Below are 16,603 nucleotides of genomic sequence, written 5' to 3'. Positions count from 1 at the left end.
GAGGTTGGCCGCAAGGCAGTCACGGCAGGGTGCGTCACCCGCAGGGCGACGCACCGTCAACCGTGGGAAGCGACAAGGTCACAGCGCCAGCAGCGGCGCCACCTCGTCCAGCGACGTTGGCCGCACCACGCGGCCGACCTCCACCCCGTCGCGCAGCAGGATCAGCGTCGGCCACAGCTTGACGCGGAAACTGCGCCCCAGCCGCCGCCCGGCGCCGTCCTCCACCTTGACGTGGCTCAGCGCCGGCTGCGCCGCCAGCGCCTGCGCGATCGCCGGCTGCGCCGCCTGGCAGTGCGGGCACCAGTCGACGCCGAACTCCAGCAGCAGCGCGCCGGTGCTGGCGTCGAGGCTGGCGCGCTCCGGCGCGGCGGCGGAATAGGTGGCAACGTAGGACATCGCGGACTTCCTTCTGCTATCGGGTATGCGGCCATGATAGCGGGAAACGCGCGGCGACCTGAACGCACGTTGGCCGCAAACCCGGCACGGCTTGCGGCCAAGCTTGCCTGCCAGATGCGGAGCGCTTCAGCCCGCGTGGCGAAGCGGCTCAGTCATGCGGCCGCTGGCCGCGCGCCACCGCCCAGAACACGTGCGTATACACACGCCAGCCGTGGCCGAAGTCCTGCACATAGGTTTCCACCATGCCGCCCCGCTGGCTGCGCAACAGCCGGCCCCACTGGCCGCGGGTCGCCAGCTCCAGATTGGCCATCGCCGCCGGCATCGCCGCCAGCGTGGTGCTGTCGTCATCGTGGCTGTAAATGGTCTCCAGCTGCTCGTAGTCGTGGAGATTGGGGTGCTGGTTGCTGTCCGGACTGCGGGTGTAGTCCATGCAGGAGCCGAGGTTTTCATTGGTGAAGTTCTCGTCCTGATGTCCCAGCCCGAAGTTGTGGCCCACCTCCTGGCACATCACCAGCAAGCGCCAGGCCGGCGTGTTGTAGCTGGCAGTCTTGAAGTAGCTGTCGTTGAGCTTGGTGGTGCCCTGCACGATATGGCTGCCGCTGGCCCAGATCTGCGCCAGCCCCAACCAGCCGTTATTGCCGTACGCCGAATTGCAGACCTCGACCCGGCCGCTCGTCGGCCGGCAACGCTTGGCGGTGGTGCCACCGGCCACGATCCGCGTGTCCAGCACCGAGGAACTGGTCCAGTCTGCCTGCGCCGTCTCAAGGTATGGCTGCCAGCCGGCATCGACGTTATTGCCCAGCGGCACGGTAAACGGGTTGCCGGTGCGGGCCCAGTGGTAATTGCCCCAGGCATGACTGGCCTGCGCCAGCGGCGCCGCCAGCAAGGAGGCCAGCAGCGTGCCGGCCAGAAGCGTGGTACGTGACATGATGCAAGCCCCCGTGAAGTGTCCCCTTCACAGTAATGACCAGCAGCAGCACAAATACAAATGCCATGCAGGCAAAAATCTGCCTTTCATCATGCAATGAAAGTAGAGCGGCACGATGCAGCGTTGGCTGGTAGTGCCAAGCGGAAAGCGGCAGATAAAAAACATCCGCGCAGCGGAGTCACCAGACAAAACAAGGTTGGCCGCAAACCCGAAACGGCTTGCGGCCAACCTTGAGCGTAAGCAGCGCGTCATGGTGCGCCGCCCCTTCGGGGTGACGCACCCTACGCCATGATATTGAATCGGAATAAGTTTCTACCTATATTGGCATACTACCGGTCGCGTTTCATATAGACATAGAGCCAGTTTTTAGGATATTTTTCTTTTTCGTTGTATTGCACCTTCTCAACACCAAACACTACTGTTAATGGCACTGAGTTTCTGATGGTGGAAAATTTATAGAATGCATAGTTCCTTCTATAGCTACCATTATCAATAAATTCTTTATAACTTTTAATCGGAGAGAAGTTTAGCTTACTATCATCCATATCCAAGTCCGACAGGAAGAATTTTTCTAAAAATTTTAACTCTAATTTATTGAAATCAATTTCGGAGAAATTTGTTAGTATTTTGTTATTGCAAGACCCTATAAAAGGAATACGACTATACTCCCACAAAGATTCTTCATCTCTGCGGTTTATTGTGCTAAAGAAATCGCCTACAATCCCCTTTGCTGTTGTCGTTGGCCTGCTCTCTATGAATGTATAACTCATATCAGCCTCAGTAATTGGTACAGTTGGCAATTTTGGAACAAATAAGTCTACCTTTATATTAAGATTATTCCTGTCAATATCTTCCACCGAAGCGGAACCACTCAGAACATCTAGATTCACAAGGATAAAATTGATCAAATTATCCTTTTCATTCACAGTAAACATCTTTACCTTTGCATCGCAGTCGATGAAGCTCCTATAATTTACAAGGGCTCCAGACTGGTCAACTATGCCATCAATTATTTTCATATTTTTTCGTTCGCCGCCTAGATTAACAATTAACAAAGCAATTGACATAAAAATCATTAGCAAAATGCCAATTTTATATTTTCTCACTGCAAAAATCATTCCTTTATTACCAAGAACCAGGTATAAGAGTTGGATCGGGAATTGTTCCCGGACTTTTATTGCTGTTCGCCATGATTCCCTTCCATTTATCTTCGCTGTGACTTAACACGACCTCCCCTTTCGGGTACTTGGTATGGATATCCTCGTAGAAGGCATACGGGTTCACCACTTCCTCCATCACAATACCCTTGCCACCAATGAAACTGGAACCTTTCGGCACGCCAGGCCAGCCCACCGCAATGATGTCCCGTGCGCTCCTCGCACACGTGAAGTTCTGGAAGATGTTGTAGTAACGACGTTGTGCCAGCACGTCGTTCCGGTATTCTTTCCCCTTGGCTCGCATCTGCTCATGCTGCACCTCGCTGATATTGAACCGGAACAGGCGGGTCTCTCCCGGTATCTTGTACTCTGGTGTGCCATAGCCGTAGGCCCGCTCAACCGTCGAGGCCCCTACATGCGGTCCCAGGCTGTAGAAGAAGGAGATCTTCCCGTTCTTGGTCAGGTACATGAAGGTATGGCCGGGGTCTTCCAGCACGTAGTGCACCTTCCGCCTGCCATTCGGCACCACAAACGCTTCGCGGTACACGTGGGGATTATTGACCTCAAACCCGATAATGAGATTGAAGATATCCTCCTGATGTACCGCAACAGCTTTCTTATCTTTGGACTGTGTCTTTGCTGTCGTTTTCTTCAGTTCGGCCATGGCGACTAATCTTCCAGATGATTTCCCATCGCATCATGATCGAGATGTACCGATAAATCATTGGAGTCGCTAGTGTGTATCCGCTGTGTCCTGCCTTTGTTATCGGAAATACCCTTGAACACGCTCCCTTTACCATCCTTTATAATATAAGGCATGTTTCTCTGGATATTACCCTGCGCATCCTGCAAGGTGAATGACAGGCTGTTATAATCTGCCGATGGCATGCCCTTCATATCCATGCCGATGCTTGCCGGGCCGGAGAGAACATGCTCCGCACCTTTTATGCTAATCGTACCAGGACCGGCAATCTCTATATTGCCACCAGACATTCTAATGTACGCGCCGCCAGACATTTCGCTCTCCAAGGCTGTTTATTTTACAAATAAAAATTACAGTGAAACCAATATGACTTTCATTATTGCGATACAGACCGAAGATAGTGTCATCCTGGCCGCAGACAATATCTTTGTTCTTAAAAATAAGAAAAATATTTGCCATGAAGAAATCATGGCAAGCAAGATTCACCACTGGGATAATGGTATTTTCACCGGCACTGGCGACTATTTCATCACCGACAGAATGCTGAACCATCTTCTCAATGGTAACGAATTATCTTCTTTGCCGTCCCTGCTGGAAAAAGAGAAACAGCGCAGGAGACAACAAGTTGGGCAACATGAACAAATCGATGTTACAACCCTGATTTTGTCAGCCCAAACCATGCATGGCCCTAGGCTTCACATCGTCAACAGTGTATCCGTCGATCAGGTCTCTCCCAATGAGCTGCTAATGTTCTTCCCTTTTGGCTATGATTTTTTTTCTGTATCGTCGAAAGCTGTCCGCAATTTGAATGCTTCATTAAGAAGCCGATACAGTTTCCCTAATCATCAGGAGTGGTTTGATTTTTACACCAGTAAATTCTCAGAAATTTATGCTCTCCAGCATCAGTACAACCCACAGATCAGCAAAAGCTACCATGCCAGCTTTCAGGCTAAGGATTTTTCTGAAACCATTTTTATGCAAAATGGCACATTTATCGGACTTAAAACACTGAACATAATGCATTAGCTCGATGTCATCATCTAGCCACGCCCCCTACCACACACTGCTGAGTTTGTTGTGACTTCAGCCCTAGCCTGGGGTTGTAAGCCGGAAGCCCATTGCTTCCAGCATCATGACAAAAGCCTAGCGTGTTATTTTTTTCCGTTTCCTGAACAGCCCCTTTATTGTGCGCAGGAGCCGCCCAAGCTTGTCTCTCAAATGCCAAGCGACTAATCAGCATAACTTATTCAATTTGTTACTAAAGTTACAGCCCAATACTCCCCATACCGTATTGTCACCCGATAAACGTCAAGCTTCGCCACGCACTGCCCAGTCAACAAATCCGGGACAAATTATCAACAATGCATAAAAAAGGCAAGCCAGCCGGCTTGCCCTTGTTCACCTCACCTTGCGGCCAACCTTGGCCGTTCATACGCGGTAAATGCTGGGCTTCGCCAGCTCAGCACCAGCCAACATGCCCGACTTGCCGCGCCTCCCGGATGCGCCTGCGGCTTATCCAGGCTACGAGTGGCCGACGCCCCCCGTCCCGTTGGCGCAGGCCGTAAAAACGGCCGCCAGCCCGGAAACAAGCCGCCCTCTTTTGAGCGCCGCGTATGGGCGGCGCCGGGCTGGCGGTCGTTTTTACGGGAATGCCTGCGCCGTCGGGTCGCCTTTTCTTTGGGTACTTTCTTTTGGCGAAGCAAAAGAAAGTACCCCGCGCGCCGCGCGGAAGGCGGCAGATAAAAAACATCCGCGCAGCGGAGTCACCAGACAAAACAAGGTTGGCCGCACACCCGAAACGGCTTGCGGCCAACCTTGGTCATTCATACGCGGTAAACGCTGGGCTACGCCGGCGCAACCCAGGCTACAACGCTGCCACCATGGTCTGGTATGGCAGGCCCTGAAAGCATTGCGGGGACTCAACCGGACGAAACCCCAAACACTCATAAACCGCCACCGCAACCAGAGACGAGCGCACCATAACGGTTGATCCAAACATCCCTGTATTCAGGGCGCAATGCCACAAGGCTTTACCAATCCCCTGATGCTGCCAGGCCGGATTCACGAAAAAATATTTCACTTGGGTTTTTTCGCTGATGGCGAGTACGGCAACGATATTCTGGCCATTGACGGCCACCAGCCAGTCCATCACTGCCGATTCCAGTAGCGTTGCTATCTGGTCGGGCTGCACGCTGTCCCTGTACCATTCCGGACAAGGCTGCGCTCCGGAAAAACAGCAAGCGATTGATGTTGAATAAATCAGCCCGGAAATGGCAACCGCATCTTCCGGCCGGGCTGGACGCACCGCGAAATCCCCCATCCGTTTTACCTCGCATTTCAATTACCGCAGACTGAACTGCGTCGAGTGCTCGATAGCCCCTTGGATACATTATCAATATCGCATAAAAAAGGGCAAGCCAGCCGGCCTGCCCTTGTTCACCTCGCCTTGCGGCCAACCCTTGCCGCCGCCTCAGCCGCTCACCACGACCCGAACGGATGCTTCGACAGATAGGCGTTGGTAAAGCGGCCGTCGAAGGTCACCTCCTCGCCCAGCCATGCCGGCTTGTCGAAGGCGGTGTCTTCCGACGGCAGCTCGATCTCGGCCAGCACCAGCCCGGTGTTGGCGCCGAAGAACTCGTCCACCTCCCACACGAAGCCGCCGAAGTCGATGCGGTAGCGCAGCTTGTCGACCACCATCGGGCACATCGCGTCCATGATGGTCTGCGCCTCCGCCACCGGGATCGCGTATTCGAACTCGTGGCGGCTGATGTCGCTGATCTGGCCCTTGAGCGTCAGCCACGCCCGGTCGCCGACCACGCGCACGCGCACGGTGCGTTCCTTTTCCACTGACAGGTAGCCCTGCCGGTAGCGCACGCCTTCGGCCAGACCGCGCCAGGCGTCACCGTTTACCCTGAAGCGGCGTTCAATTTCCACTGCCATTGTGTTTTTCCATTTCCTTGACGAGGCGGGCCGGCGCTTTCAGGCGCCAGTCCGCGGGGCGATAGGGGTGCACGTCGTCCGGCCAGCGCGCGTCGGTCTGCCACACCGACCAGGCGCCGGGCACGGCGATGCGGCCGGCGCGGGCGCTGTCGACGTAGTCGCTGCGCGCGGCGTTGACGTTGCAGTAGGCCTTGCGGCCGGCGTAGGAGCCGTCGGACGACAGCTGGCCGCGCGGGAAGCCGGCGGGCAGGGCGGACGGTGCCATCTTGCCGGGCACGCTGGCGCCGGCGGCCAGGTCCTGGGCCAGCACGTAGACGTGGCCGTCGCAGTCTTGCTGGCAGCCGGTGAGCAGCGCGGCCAGCGCGAGGGGGAGCAGGAGCTTGATCAAAACGGTTTCACCACCACCAGGATCAGCACTGCCAGCAGCAGCAGCACCGGTAATTCGTTGAAGAATCGGAACCAGACGTGGCTCCGGCGATTGCGCTGCCGCACGAAGTCCTGCAGCAGCCGGTAGCAGTAGCCGTGGTAGCCGACCAGCACCGCGACCAGCGCGAGCTTGGCGTGCAGCCAGCCGCCGCCAACGCCGTAGCCCAGCCACAGCAGCAGGCCGAGCGCCAGCGCCAGCACCGCCAGCGGCGTCATGAAGCGGAACAGCTTGTACGCCATCAGCAGCAGGCGGTCGTATTCCTTGCCCGGCTCGGCCAGCGCCAGATTGACGTACAGCCGCGGCAGGTAGAACAGGCCGGCGAACCAGGACACCACGAAGAACAGGTGGAAGGCCTTGATGTAGAGGTAGGTCATTCAGAGTCCGTATTGCGCGCGGGTGGCTTTTGACAGCCGGGAAAGCACGAGGAGACGCGCCGCGGCCAACCTGGCCTCGACCTGCGCCACGCTGAAGCTCTGCAGCGTGTGCAGCCTGATCCAGCGGGCGCGGGCGAGGTAGGGCGCCGGGGTGACGCCGGGCAGGTCGCACAGCGCGAGGAAGTCGTCGGCGTCGACCTTGAACGCGACGCCGCCATCGTGGAAGGTGGCGAACATCTTGCCCTCGATCTGCAGCACGCGCACGCCGCCCCACTTGATGTCGAGCACCACGCCGGGCAGCGCCAGCGCGTGCCGCTCCAGCTGTTGCAGCAGCGCGGCGTCAAGCGAGGGCGGCATCGCTCAGCGTGCCTTGCGGGCGGCGTTGTATAGCGGCATCACGCGCGGGATCAGGCGTTGCAGCTCGTCGATGCGCGCCGGGCCGGACGGGTGGGTGGACAGGAAGCTCGGGCCGGTGCCGGCACCGTTCTGCATCATCTTCTGCCACAGCGTCACCGCCGCGTTCGGGTTGTAGCCGGCGCGCGCCATCAGTTCCAGGCCGATGACGTCGGCTTCGGATTCCATGGTGCGGCTGTTGGGCTTGGTCAGCGCCACGTCGGTGGCGATCGCGGCCAGTTCCATCGAGCCTTGCGACAGGCCGGCCAGCTGGCCGACGATGCCGAGGCCCATCTGCTGCGCGTAGGCCTGGCTCATGGTTTCGCGCGAGTGTTCGCGCAGCGCGTGCGAGATCTCGTGGCCGATGATGGCCGCCATCTCGTCGTCGCTCAGGCGCAGGCGGTTGACGATGCCGCTGTAGACCATGATCTTGCCGCCGGCCATCGCGTAGGCGTTCAGCTCGTCGGACTGGGTGACGTTCACTTCCCACTTCCAGTTGCGCGCGTCGGCGCGGAACACCGGCACCTGCGCGATCAGGCGTTGGGACACGGTGCGCACGCGGGCGGTCAGCGCGGCGTCGGTATTGAGCTTGCCGGCGCTGCGCGCCTTGCCCACTTCCTGCACATAGGACTGCGCGGAGGCCTGCTCCACTTCCTGCGGCGACAGCAGCATCAGCTGCTTGCGGTTGGCGCCCACGGCGCCGGTGGCGGTGGTGTTGACACAGCCGGCCACCGCCGCGCTAAGCATCAGGACACAGCCGGTACGGGTCAGCCAGTTAGTCATTTTCATGTTCCTCTTGCCGTGGCGTCGCTCAGAACGCCATCATCTCGAAATCGTCTTTACGCGCGTCGCAATCCGGGCAGGTCCAGTTCATCGGCACGTCTTCCCACTTGGTGCCGGGCGGGATGCCGTCTTCCGGGCGACCCGCCGCTTCGTCGTAGATAAAGCCACAGATCAGACACATCCAGGTTTGCATAATGGTAAAGCCTTCGCTCGGTTAAAATCCGTATTGTAAATCCTGTGAGACCAGAGAGGTTAAGCCTTGAGCCAAGACATCATTCTCCCGCCCATCGTGCTGACGCTGGCGGGAGCCGATCCCACCAGCGGCGCCGGCATCCAGGCCGACATCCTGACCCTGGCCAGCATGGGCTGCCATCCGCTGTCGGTGATCACCGCCATCACGGTGCAGGACACCCGCGGCGTGCAGGACTTCATGGTCATCGACGACGAGTGGGTGCTCGACCAGGCGCGCGCGGTGCTGGAAGACATGCCGGTGGCCGCGTTCAAGGTCGGCATGATCGGCAGCATCGACAACGTGGTCGCCATCGCCGAACTGGTCGCCGACTACCCGGACATCCCGCTGATCTACGACCCGGTGCTGGCCAGCGGCGCCGGCGACGAGCTCGCGCGCGAGGACATGATCCACGTGCTGCGCGACATGCTGCTGCCGCAGGTGACGGTGCTGACCCCCAACAGCATCGAGGCGCGGCGGCTGGCCGCCAACGACGCCGACGACGAGGAAGAGCTGACCGTGGCCGACTGCGCCAAACGCCTGACGCGGCTGGGCTGCGACTACGTGTTCATCACCGGCACCCACGAGCCGTCGCGCGACGTGGAAAACCGGCTCTACGACCTGGGCGGCGAAATCCGCGTCGACACCTGGCCTAGACTCAACGGCAGCTTCCATGGTTCCGGCTGCACCCTCGCCGCCGCCATCGCCGGGCTGGTGGCGCGCGGCCTGGCGGTGCCGGAGGCGGTGAAAGAGGCGCAGGACTACACCTGGCAGGCGTTGCGCTACGGCTTCCGCCCCGGCATGGGCCAGTTCATCCCCGACCGCCTGTTCTGGGCCAACGACGACGCCGGCGACGACGCCGACAAGGAGCAAGATGCAAACGTTTAACGGCCTGTACGCGATCACCCCGGACACCGACGACAGCGAGCGCCTGATCGAGCAGGTCGGCGCCGTGCTCGACGGCGGCGCCCGCATCCTGCAGTACCGCAACAAGGGCAGCGACACCGTGCGCCGGCTGTGGCAGGCCAATATCCTGGCCAGCCTGGCGCGCAGCCGCAACGCGCTGTTCATCGTCAACGACGATGTCGAGCTGGCGTGCGCGGTCGGCGCCGACGGCGTGCACGTTGGCCGCGACGACGCCGGCATCGCCGCCGCCCGCGCCGCGCTCGGCCCCGACGCCATCGTCGGCGCCAGCTGCTACGACAGCCTGGCGCTGGCGCGCGCGGCGGTGGCCGCCGGCGCCAGCTACGTCGCCTTCGGCGCGGTGTACCCGTCCGCCACCAAGCCCGGCGCGGTAGCGGCGCCGCTGTCGCTGTTCGCCGACAGCGCCGATCTGGGCGTGCCGCGCGTCGCCATCGGCGGTATCACCGCCGCCAACGCCGGCGCGGTGGTCGCCGCCGGCGCCGACGCCATCGCGGTGATCGGCGGCCTGTTCGAAGAGGCCGACCCCGGCGCCGCGGCGCGCACGCTGGCGGCGCTGTACCGCTGAGCGGCGTTGCACGCCCGGTGGCAGATCTCTAACGGGGCGAGACGCGTCAACGCGGCCTCAGGCCACCGCGTCGATGAGGCCGCCCACCACCTGCAGGCCGCCGGCCAGCGCCGCGCCGGTGGCGGAGAAACCGCCATACAGCGCGTCGCTGCCCTCCTCGATGCCGCTGACCACGCCGGTGGCCACCTGCAGCGTGCCGCTGCCGATGTCGCCGACGCCGGAGGCGATCTTCACCACCCCGTTCCCCACCCTGCCCAGACCCTGGGCCACGGTGGACCCCGCTGCCGCGATGCCGGAAAGACTCATGTTGCTGTCCCTTGCTGTGCTGTCGCCGCCCCTGCGGCATGACGATTTGTAGCCTAGCGTCAGCGCAACGTGTCCATGCTGCGGTTTTGCATCCGTCCCGTTACAAGACGGCAACATGGCGCGGCCAAGGTTGGCCGCAAGAAAAAACCGCCACGGGCGGCGTGGCGGTTTTTTGCGGCGACGGGCCTCAGCCCAGCCGGTTGTCGGCGATGTGGTAGTGCGGGTCCTCGAACTGGTTGACCTCCACCATGCCCTTGGCCTTGTCCAGCAGCTCCAGGCAGTCCGGGCTCAGGTGACGCAGGTGCAGCGTCTTGCCGGCTTGCTGGTAGCGCGCGGCCAGCGCGTCGATGGCCTCGACGGCGGAGTGGTCGACCACCCGCGCGCGGCGGAACTCGATCACCACGTGCTCGGGGTCGCTCTTCGGCGCGAACAGCTCGCTGAAGTTGGCCGCGGAGGCGAAGAACAGGCTGCCCTCCAGCTCGTACACCTTCCAGCCCTGCGCGTCGGTGCGGGTCGTGACGCGGATGGTCTTGGCGTGCTGCCAGGCGAACACCAGCGCGGCGAACACCACGCCGCACAGCACCGCCACCGCCAGATCGGTGAGCACGGTGATCAGCGTCACGCCGACGACGATGATCGCGTCCTGGCGCGGGATCCTGCGCAGCGCCTGCAGGCTGCCCCAGGCGAAGGTCTTCTGCGACACCACCAGCATCAGCCCGACCAGCGCCGCCAGCGGGATCTGCTCGATCCACGGCGCCAGGAACAGGATGAAGCCGAGCAGGAACAGCGCGGCGACGATGCCGGACAGGCGGTGGCGGGCGCCGTTGTTGATGTTGATCATGCTCTGCCCGATCAGCACGCAGCCGCCCATGGTGGCGAACAGGCCGGCCACCACGTTGCCGCCGCCCTGCGCCAGCGCCTCGCGGTTGGGCTGGCCGCGGCTGTCGGTGATGTCGTCGATCAGGTTCAGCGTCAGCAGCGACTCCAGCAGGCCGATGGCGGCCAGCACCAGCGAGTACGGCAGGATGATGTACAGCGTGTCCAGCGTCAGCGGCACCTGCGGCAGGTGGAAGCGCGGCAGGCCGCCGGCGATGGAGCCCATGTCGCCGACGGTCTTGGTGTCGATACCGAAGCCGGCCACCACGCCGGCCACGATCAGGATCGCCGCCAGCGCCGCCGGGATGGCGCGGCTCAGGCGCGGCAGCAGGTAGATGATGGCCATGGTCAGCACCGTCAGCGCCGCCATCACCGCCAGCTGCGGTGCGGCCAGCCACTGGCCGTCGTGCTTGAAGTGGCCGGCCTGCGCCACCGTCATCACCAGCGCCAGGCCGTTGACGAAGCCCAGCATCACCGAGTGCGGCACCATGCGGATGAACTTGCCGAGCTTGAACACGCCGAACAGCAGCTGCAGCACGCCCATCAGCACCACGCTGGCGTAGAGATACTCCACGCCGTGCCGGGTGACGATGGACACCATCACCACCGCCAACGCGCCGGTGGCGCCGGAGATCATGCCCGGACGGCCGCCGAAGCTAGCGCTGATCAGGCACAGGAAAAAGGCGGCATACAGCCCGGTCAGCGGGCTAACGTGGGCGACCAGCGCGAAGGCGATCGCCTCCGGCACCAGCGCCAGCGCCACGGTGACGCCGCTGAAAAAGTCGGTCTTGATCGCCGACGGGGTCATTTTGGTCAACACGCTACTCCGCAACAGGGGGCGCGCCGGCAGGCGCGCGGTAAACGATAACCGGCAAGGGGAAGGCAGAACGGCAGGCACGCGGCACGGCCAGGCGGGCGAAAAAAGGGAGCGATTATGCTACAAAAACAGGCACTTGTCGCCGCGGGCGGTGCTCAGCCGGCGTTCAGGGTTGGCCGCAGGGCACCGCTGCCCGGCGGCTGCGGGCGGAACAGCGGCTGGTTCTGCCCCGGCAGGCGGTAGCGCTGCGCCAGCGTCTGGTACAGCCCGGCCTGCGCCTGCTGCTGCAGCGCCTTGTTGAAGCGGTCGCGCGCGCGCGGATCGCGGAAGGACAGCGCGTACTGCGTCGGCGGGAACAGCGCGTGGGTGCACAGCGACTGGCGGTTGTTCAGCGGCACGTCCGGCTGCGTCGAGAAGTGCAGGAAGATGAACAGGTCGGAGATCACCACATCGGTGCGCCCGGTGAACAGCAGGTTGTTCAGTATCACCTGCGGCGACGACTCGACGTACTCGGCATTGGCCCTGGCCATCGCCGCGAATTCGGCACCGAGAAAACGGTGCGCGTTGTGGAAGGCCGCCACCCGGTACTGCCCCAGCTCGGCGATGTGCTTGGGCTGCAGGTGGCGGTGGCACAGCGTGATCGCCATGTTGCGGTAGGCGATGTAGGGCTCGGACACGAACGGGCCGTTATTGGAGATGGCGGCGTCGATGCGGCCGTCGGCCAGCGCCTGCTGCGCGCGCTGGTTGGGCAGCAGCACGACCCTGGGCTGGTAGCCGGCGGCGCGCAGCACGCTGCTGACCAGTTCGTACTCGATGCCGCGCGATTCGTCGGCGATGATGTACGGCGGCTTGTTTTCGCCCAGCGCCACCTGCAGCACGGGCAGCGGCGGCGACTCCGCCGCCTGCGCCGGCAGCGCCAGCCACAGCAGCGCCGCCGTCAGCAGGCGGCGCAAGCGGGGGCGGACGACATGGCGGACCATGATCAGGCGTTGTAGCCGAGGTTGGGTGCGAGGTCGCGCTCGGCCTGCGCCACGCTGACGCCGCGGCGCTCGGCGTAGCTTTCCACCTGGTCGCGGCTGATCTTGCCGACGCCGAAGTAGCGCGAGTCCGGGTGGCTGAAGTAGAAGCCGGACACCGCCGCGGTCGGCAGCATCGCGTAGCCTTCGGTCAGCGTCATGCCGATGGCCGGCGCGTCCAGCAGCTGGAACAGCTCCTTCTTCACCGTGTGGTCCGGGCAGGCCGGGTAGCCCGGCGCCGGGCGGATGCCCTGATACTGCTCGTCGATCAGCGCCTCGTTGTCCAGCGCCTCGTCCGGCGCGTAGCCCCAGAACTCGGTGCGCACGCGGCGGTGCATCAACTCGGCGAAGGCTTCGGCAAAGCGATCGGCCAGCGCCTTCAGCAGAATCGCCGAGTAGTCGTCGTTCTCGGCCTCGAAGCGCGCCACGTGCGGATCGATGCCCAGGCCGCCGGTCACCGCGAAGGCGCCGATGTAGTCGTCCACGCCGCTGCCGGCCGGGGCGATGAAGTCGGCCAGCGCCCAGTCCGGGTTTTTGTTGCCGTCCTTGTCGGTTTTCACCAGCTGCTGGCGCAGGCCCACCCAGGTCAGCAGCGGCGCGCGGGTGTCCGGGTCCAGAATCTCGATATCGTCCACGTCCACGCTGCGCGCCGGGAACAGGCCGATTACCGCGTTGGCGCTCAGCCACTTCTCGGCAATGATCTGCTTGAGCATGGCCTGCGCATCGGCCCACAGCGCGCGGGCGGATTCGCCGACGATCTCGTCGTCCAGAATCGCCGGAAAGCGGCCGGCCAGCTCCCAGCTCTGGAAGAACGGCGTCCAGTCGATGTAACGCGCAATCTCGGCCAGATCGTATTGTTCGAAGCGGCGCACACCCAGCCATTTCGGTGCCGGTGGGGTGTAGCTGCGCCAGTCGATACGGTGGCGCTGCTCGCGCGCCTCGGCCAGCGGCAGCAGCTTGGCATCGCCGCGGCCTTCGAAGATGGCGCGCGCGCGCGCGTAGTCGTCGGCCACCTCCTGCACGAAACCGTCGCGCAGGGTGTCGGACAGCAGGTTGGAGCACACGCCGACGGCGCGGCTGGCGTCCGGCACGTAGATCACCGGGCCGCTGTAGTGCGGCGCGATCTTCACCGCGGTGTGCACGCGGCTGGTGGTGGCGCCGCCGATCAGGAGCGGGATGTCGAAGCCCTGGCGCTGCATCTCCTTGGCCACGTGCGCCATTTCTTCCAGCGACGGGGTGATCAGGCCGGACAGGCCGATGATGTCGGCCTTGTGCTCGCGCGCGGCGTCCAGGATGGTCTGGCACGGCACCATCACGCCCAGATCGATCACCTTGTAGTTGTTACAGCGCAGCACCACGCCGACGATGTTCTTGCCGATGTCGTGCACGTCGCCCTTCACCGTGGCCATGATGATCACGCCCTTGGCCGGCGCGTCCTGCAGGCCCATGCGGATCTTCTCTTCCTCGATGAACGGCTCCAGGTGGGCGACGGCGGCCTTCATCACGCGGGCGGATTTCACCACCTGCGGCAGGAACATCTTGCCGGCGCCGAACAGGTCGCCGACCACGTTCATGCCGTCCATCAGCGGGCCTTCGATCACGTGGATCGGGCGCTCGGACTTCAGGCGCACCTCTTCGGTGTCTTCGGTGATGTAGGTGGTGATGCCCTTGATCAGCGCGTGTTCCAGCCTTTTTTCCACCGGCAGCTCGCGCCAGGCCAGGTCCTCGCCCTGCTTGCCGGCCACCGCGTCGCCCTTGAACTTCTCGGCCAGCGCGATCAGGTTCTCGGTGGCGTCGGAGCCGTCCAAGGTTGGCCGCATCAGCACCACGTCCTCGATGCGCTCGCGCAGCTCGGCGTCGACTTCGTCGTACACCTCCAGCGCGCCGGCGTTGACGATGCCCATGGTCATGCCGCGCTTGATGGCGTGGTACAGGAATACGGCGTGAATCGCCTCGCGCACCTTGTTGTTGCCGCGGAAGGAGAACGACACGTTGGACACGCCGCCGGAAATCTTGGCGTGCGGCAGCTTGTCCTTGATCCAGCCGGTGGCCTCGATGAAGTCCAGGCCGTAGCGGGCGTGTTCCTCGATACCGGTGGCCACCGCGAAGATGTTGGGGTCGAAGATGATGTCTTCCGGCGGGAAGCCCACCTCGTCCACCAGGATGCGGTAGCTCTTCTCGCAGATCTCGATCTTGCGGGCGAAGGTGTCGGCCTGGCCGACCTCGTCGAAGGCCATCACGATCACCGCCGCGCCGTAGCGGCGCACCAGCCGCGCCTGCTCGATGAACTTGTCGACGCCCTCCTTCATCGAGATGGAGTTGACGATGCCCTTGCCCTGGATGCACTTCAGGCCGGCCTCGATCACCTCCCATTTCGAGCTGTCGATCATGATGGGCACGCGGCTGATGTCCGGCTCGGCGGCGATCAGGTTGAGGAAGCGCACCATGGCGGCGTGGGCGTCCAGCATGCCCTCGTCCATATTGATGTCGATCACCTGCGCGCCGTTTTCCACCTGCTGCCGCGCCACGTCCAAGGCGGTGGCGTAGTCGCCGTTGAGGATCAGCTTGGCGAATGCCTTGGAGCCGGTGACGTTGGTGCGCTCGCCCACATTGACGAACAGGTCGTGGTCGCCGATGTTGAACGGCTCCAGGCCGGACAGCCGGCACTTGGGCTCGACCTGCGGCAGCGGGCGCGGCGGCAGGTCCTTCACCGCCTGGTAGATGGCGGCGATGTGCTCCGGCGTGGTGCCGCAGCAGCCGCCGATGATGTTCACCAGCCCGGCCTCGGCCCACTCGCGCACCTGCGGCGCCATGTCTTCCGGCGTCAGGTCGTAGCCGGTGGGGGCCAGCGGGTTGGGCAGGCCGGCGTTGGCGTGCACCGAAACAAAGGTGGACGAGATGCGAGACATCTCTTCCACGTAGGGGCGCAGCAGGTCCGGGCCCAGCGCGCAGTTCAGGCCGAAGCTCATCGCGTCGGCGTGCGACAGGCTGTTGTAGAACGCCTCGGTGGTCTGGCCGGTCAGCGTGCGGCCGGACTGGTCGGTGATGGTGCCGGAAATCATGATCGGCAGGCGGGCCAGGCTCGGCCGCTCGTCGAAGTACTGGTGGATCGCGAACACCGCCGCCTTGGCGTTCAGCGTATCGAAAATGGTTTCCACCAGCAGGAAGTCCGCGCCACCGTCTACCAGACCGTCGATGGCCTCGGTGTAGGTTGCCACCAGCTCGTCGAAGCTCACGTTGCGGTAGCCGGGGTCGTTCACGTCCGGGCTGATGGAACAGGTGCGGCTGGTGGGGCCCAGCACGCCGGCACAGAAGCGCGGCTTGTCCGGGTTGGCCGCCGTCATCGCCACGCACAGCTCCTTCACCAGTCTGGCGGCTTCGTAGTTCAGCTCGCGCACCAGCGATTCCATGCCGTAGTCGGCCATGGCGATGGCGGTGGCGTTGAAGCTGTTGGTCTCGATGATGTCGGCGCCGGCGTCGAGATACGCCTGGTGGATGCCGGCGATGATCTGCGGCTGGGTCAGCACCAGCAGGTCGTTGTTGCCCTTCACGTCGCGCGGCCAGTCGCGGAAACGCTCGCCACGGTAGTCCGCCTCTTCCAGCTTGTGGCGCTGGATCATGGTGCCCATGCCGCCGTCCAGGATCAGGATGCGGCGGGCGAGCAAATCGTAGACGGCGTGCTGGGCAATTTTTGACATGGCAAAGGCGACTTTTTTAAGTAAAACTATGTAGATGCGGGGCCGGTTATCTTAACATTGCGCACGCGGCT

At 62.6% G+C, this 16,603-nt stretch carries 19 protein-coding genes; 3 read left to right on the top strand and 16 right to left on the bottom strand.

Annotation, left to right across the window (positions count from 1 at the left end; all coding sequences use genetic code 11):
* Positions 1-78: 78 nt before the first annotated feature.
* From IE100_RS05835 to IE100_RS05815, 5 genes are all read right to left on the bottom strand, one after another.
* Positions 79-396 carry a thioredoxin family protein gene (locus IE100_RS05835; protein WP_189373176.1) on the bottom strand — a complete coding sequence of 106 codons (318 nt, stop codon included), beginning with the start codon at positions 394-396 and terminating at the stop codon, positions 79-81.
* 148 nt (positions 397-544) lie between these two features.
* Complete coding sequence (locus tag IE100_RS05830; protein WP_189373175.1) at positions 545-1,324, bottom strand: hypothetical protein; 780 nt, start codon at positions 1,322-1,324, stop codon at positions 545-547.
* Between the two features lie 329 nt (positions 1,325-1,653).
* Positions 1,654-2,343 (bottom strand): hypothetical protein, encoded by a 690-nt coding sequence (locus tag IE100_RS05825; protein ID WP_189373174.1) that lies wholly within the window; start codon positions 2,341-2,343, stop codon positions 1,654-1,656.
* 106 nt (positions 2,344-2,449) lie between these two features.
* Entirely contained in the window at positions 2,450-3,145 is a 696-nt protein-coding gene (locus tag IE100_RS05820) for a hypothetical protein (protein ID WP_189373173.1), read from the bottom strand.
* 5 nt (positions 3,146-3,150) lie between these two features.
* Positions 3,151-3,498 carry a DUF2345 domain-containing protein gene (locus IE100_RS05815; RefSeq protein WP_189373172.1) on the bottom strand — a complete coding sequence of 116 codons (348 nt, stop codon included), beginning with the start codon at positions 3,496-3,498 and terminating at the stop codon, positions 3,151-3,153.
* A gap of 52 nt (positions 3,499-3,550) precedes the next feature.
* Between IE100_RS05815 and IE100_RS05810 the strand changes: the two genes are divergently transcribed.
* Positions 3,551-4,210, top strand: coding sequence for an Ntn hydrolase family protein (locus tag IE100_RS05810; protein WP_189373171.1), 660 nt, complete (start codon positions 3,551-3,553; stop codon positions 4,208-4,210).
* A gap of 838 nt (positions 4,211-5,048) precedes the next feature.
* On the opposite strand, the gene IE100_RS05805 is transcribed toward IE100_RS05810, so the two are convergent.
* The 7 genes from IE100_RS05805 to IE100_RS05775 all read right to left on the bottom strand — a co-directional run bounded on the left by IE100_RS05805 (position 5,049) and on the right by IE100_RS05775 (position 8,282).
* The gene (locus IE100_RS05805) at positions 5,049-5,504 is read right to left on the bottom strand and encodes a GNAT family N-acetyltransferase (RefSeq protein ID WP_189373170.1); all 456 of its coding nucleotides are present in this window, start codon (positions 5,502-5,504) and stop codon (positions 5,049-5,051) included.
* Positions 5,505-5,662: 158 nt separating this feature from the next.
* On the bottom strand, positions 5,663-6,124 hold the full coding sequence (locus IE100_RS05800) for a CYTH domain-containing protein (protein ID WP_189373169.1): 462 nt from the start codon (positions 6,122-6,124) through the stop codon (positions 5,663-5,665).
* Complete coding sequence (locus tag IE100_RS05795; RefSeq protein WP_189373168.1) at positions 6,108-6,512, bottom strand: DVU_2496 family lipoprotein; 405 nt, start codon at positions 6,510-6,512, stop codon at positions 6,108-6,110. The genes IE100_RS05800 and IE100_RS05795 overlap by 17 nt, the downstream gene beginning before the upstream one ends.
* Positions 6,509-6,925, bottom strand: a complete 417-nt coding sequence (locus IE100_RS05790) for a CopD family protein (protein ID WP_189373167.1) — start codon at positions 6,923-6,925, stop codon at positions 6,509-6,511. The genes IE100_RS05795 and IE100_RS05790 overlap by 4 nt, the downstream gene beginning before the upstream one ends.
* Entirely contained in the window at positions 6,926-7,282 is a 357-nt protein-coding gene (locus IE100_RS05785; protein WP_189373166.1) for an MmcQ/YjbR family DNA-binding protein, read from the bottom strand.
* Positions 7,283-7,285: 3 nt separating this feature from the next.
* Positions 7,286-8,101 (bottom strand): M48 family metallopeptidase, encoded by an 816-nt coding sequence (locus IE100_RS05780; RefSeq protein ID WP_189373165.1) that lies wholly within the window; start codon positions 8,099-8,101, stop codon positions 7,286-7,288.
* A gap of 28 nt (positions 8,102-8,129) precedes the next feature.
* On the bottom strand, positions 8,130-8,282 hold the full coding sequence (locus IE100_RS05775; RefSeq protein WP_444545885.1) for a rubredoxin: 153 nt from the start codon (positions 8,280-8,282) through the stop codon (positions 8,130-8,132).
* A 78-nt stretch (positions 8,283-8,360) separates the two neighbouring features.
* On the opposite strand from IE100_RS05775, the gene thiD reads away from it, so the two are divergent.
* Positions 8,361-9,218, top strand: a complete 858-nt coding sequence (thiD, locus tag IE100_RS05770) for a bifunctional hydroxymethylpyrimidine kinase/phosphomethylpyrimidine kinase (RefSeq protein WP_229800248.1) — start codon at positions 8,361-8,363, stop codon at positions 9,216-9,218.
* Positions 9,205-9,819 carry a thiamine phosphate synthase gene (thiE, locus tag IE100_RS05765; protein WP_189373164.1) on the top strand — a complete coding sequence of 205 codons (615 nt, stop codon included), beginning with the start codon at positions 9,205-9,207 and terminating at the stop codon, positions 9,817-9,819. Before thiD ends, thiE begins: the two co-directional genes overlap by 14 nt.
* A 57-nt stretch (positions 9,820-9,876) precedes the next feature.
* Here the strand turns inward: thiE and IE100_RS05760 are convergent, their stop codons facing one another.
* The 4 genes from IE100_RS05760 to metH form a co-directional block, all read right to left on the bottom strand.
* Positions 9,877-10,125 carry a hypothetical protein gene (locus IE100_RS05760; protein WP_189373163.1) on the bottom strand — a complete coding sequence of 83 codons (249 nt, stop codon included), beginning with the start codon at positions 10,123-10,125 and terminating at the stop codon, positions 9,877-9,879.
* A 187-nt stretch (positions 10,126-10,312) separates the two neighbouring features.
* Entirely contained in the window at positions 10,313-11,809 is a 1,497-nt protein-coding gene (locus IE100_RS05755) for a SulP family inorganic anion transporter (RefSeq protein WP_189373426.1), read from the bottom strand.
* A gap of 164 nt (positions 11,810-11,973) precedes the next feature.
* Complete coding sequence (locus tag IE100_RS05750) at positions 11,974-12,798, bottom strand: substrate-binding periplasmic protein (RefSeq protein WP_189373162.1); 825 nt, start codon at positions 12,796-12,798, stop codon at positions 11,974-11,976.
* Positions 12,799-12,800: 2 nt separating this feature from the next.
* Positions 12,801-16,532 carry a methionine synthase gene (gene metH, locus IE100_RS05745; RefSeq protein WP_189373161.1) on the bottom strand — a complete coding sequence of 1,244 codons (3,732 nt, stop codon included), beginning with the start codon at positions 16,530-16,532 and terminating at the stop codon, positions 12,801-12,803.
* Positions 16,533-16,603: the final 71 nt, after the last annotated feature.

It is taken from the genome of Vogesella alkaliphila (assembly GCF_014652475.1).
Taxonomy (GTDB): Bacteria; Pseudomonadota; Gammaproteobacteria; order Burkholderiales; family Chromobacteriaceae; genus Vogesella; species Vogesella alkaliphila.
Note: the sequence above shows the minus strand (reverse complement) of the source record. Positions and strands in the feature narration are given on the sequence as shown.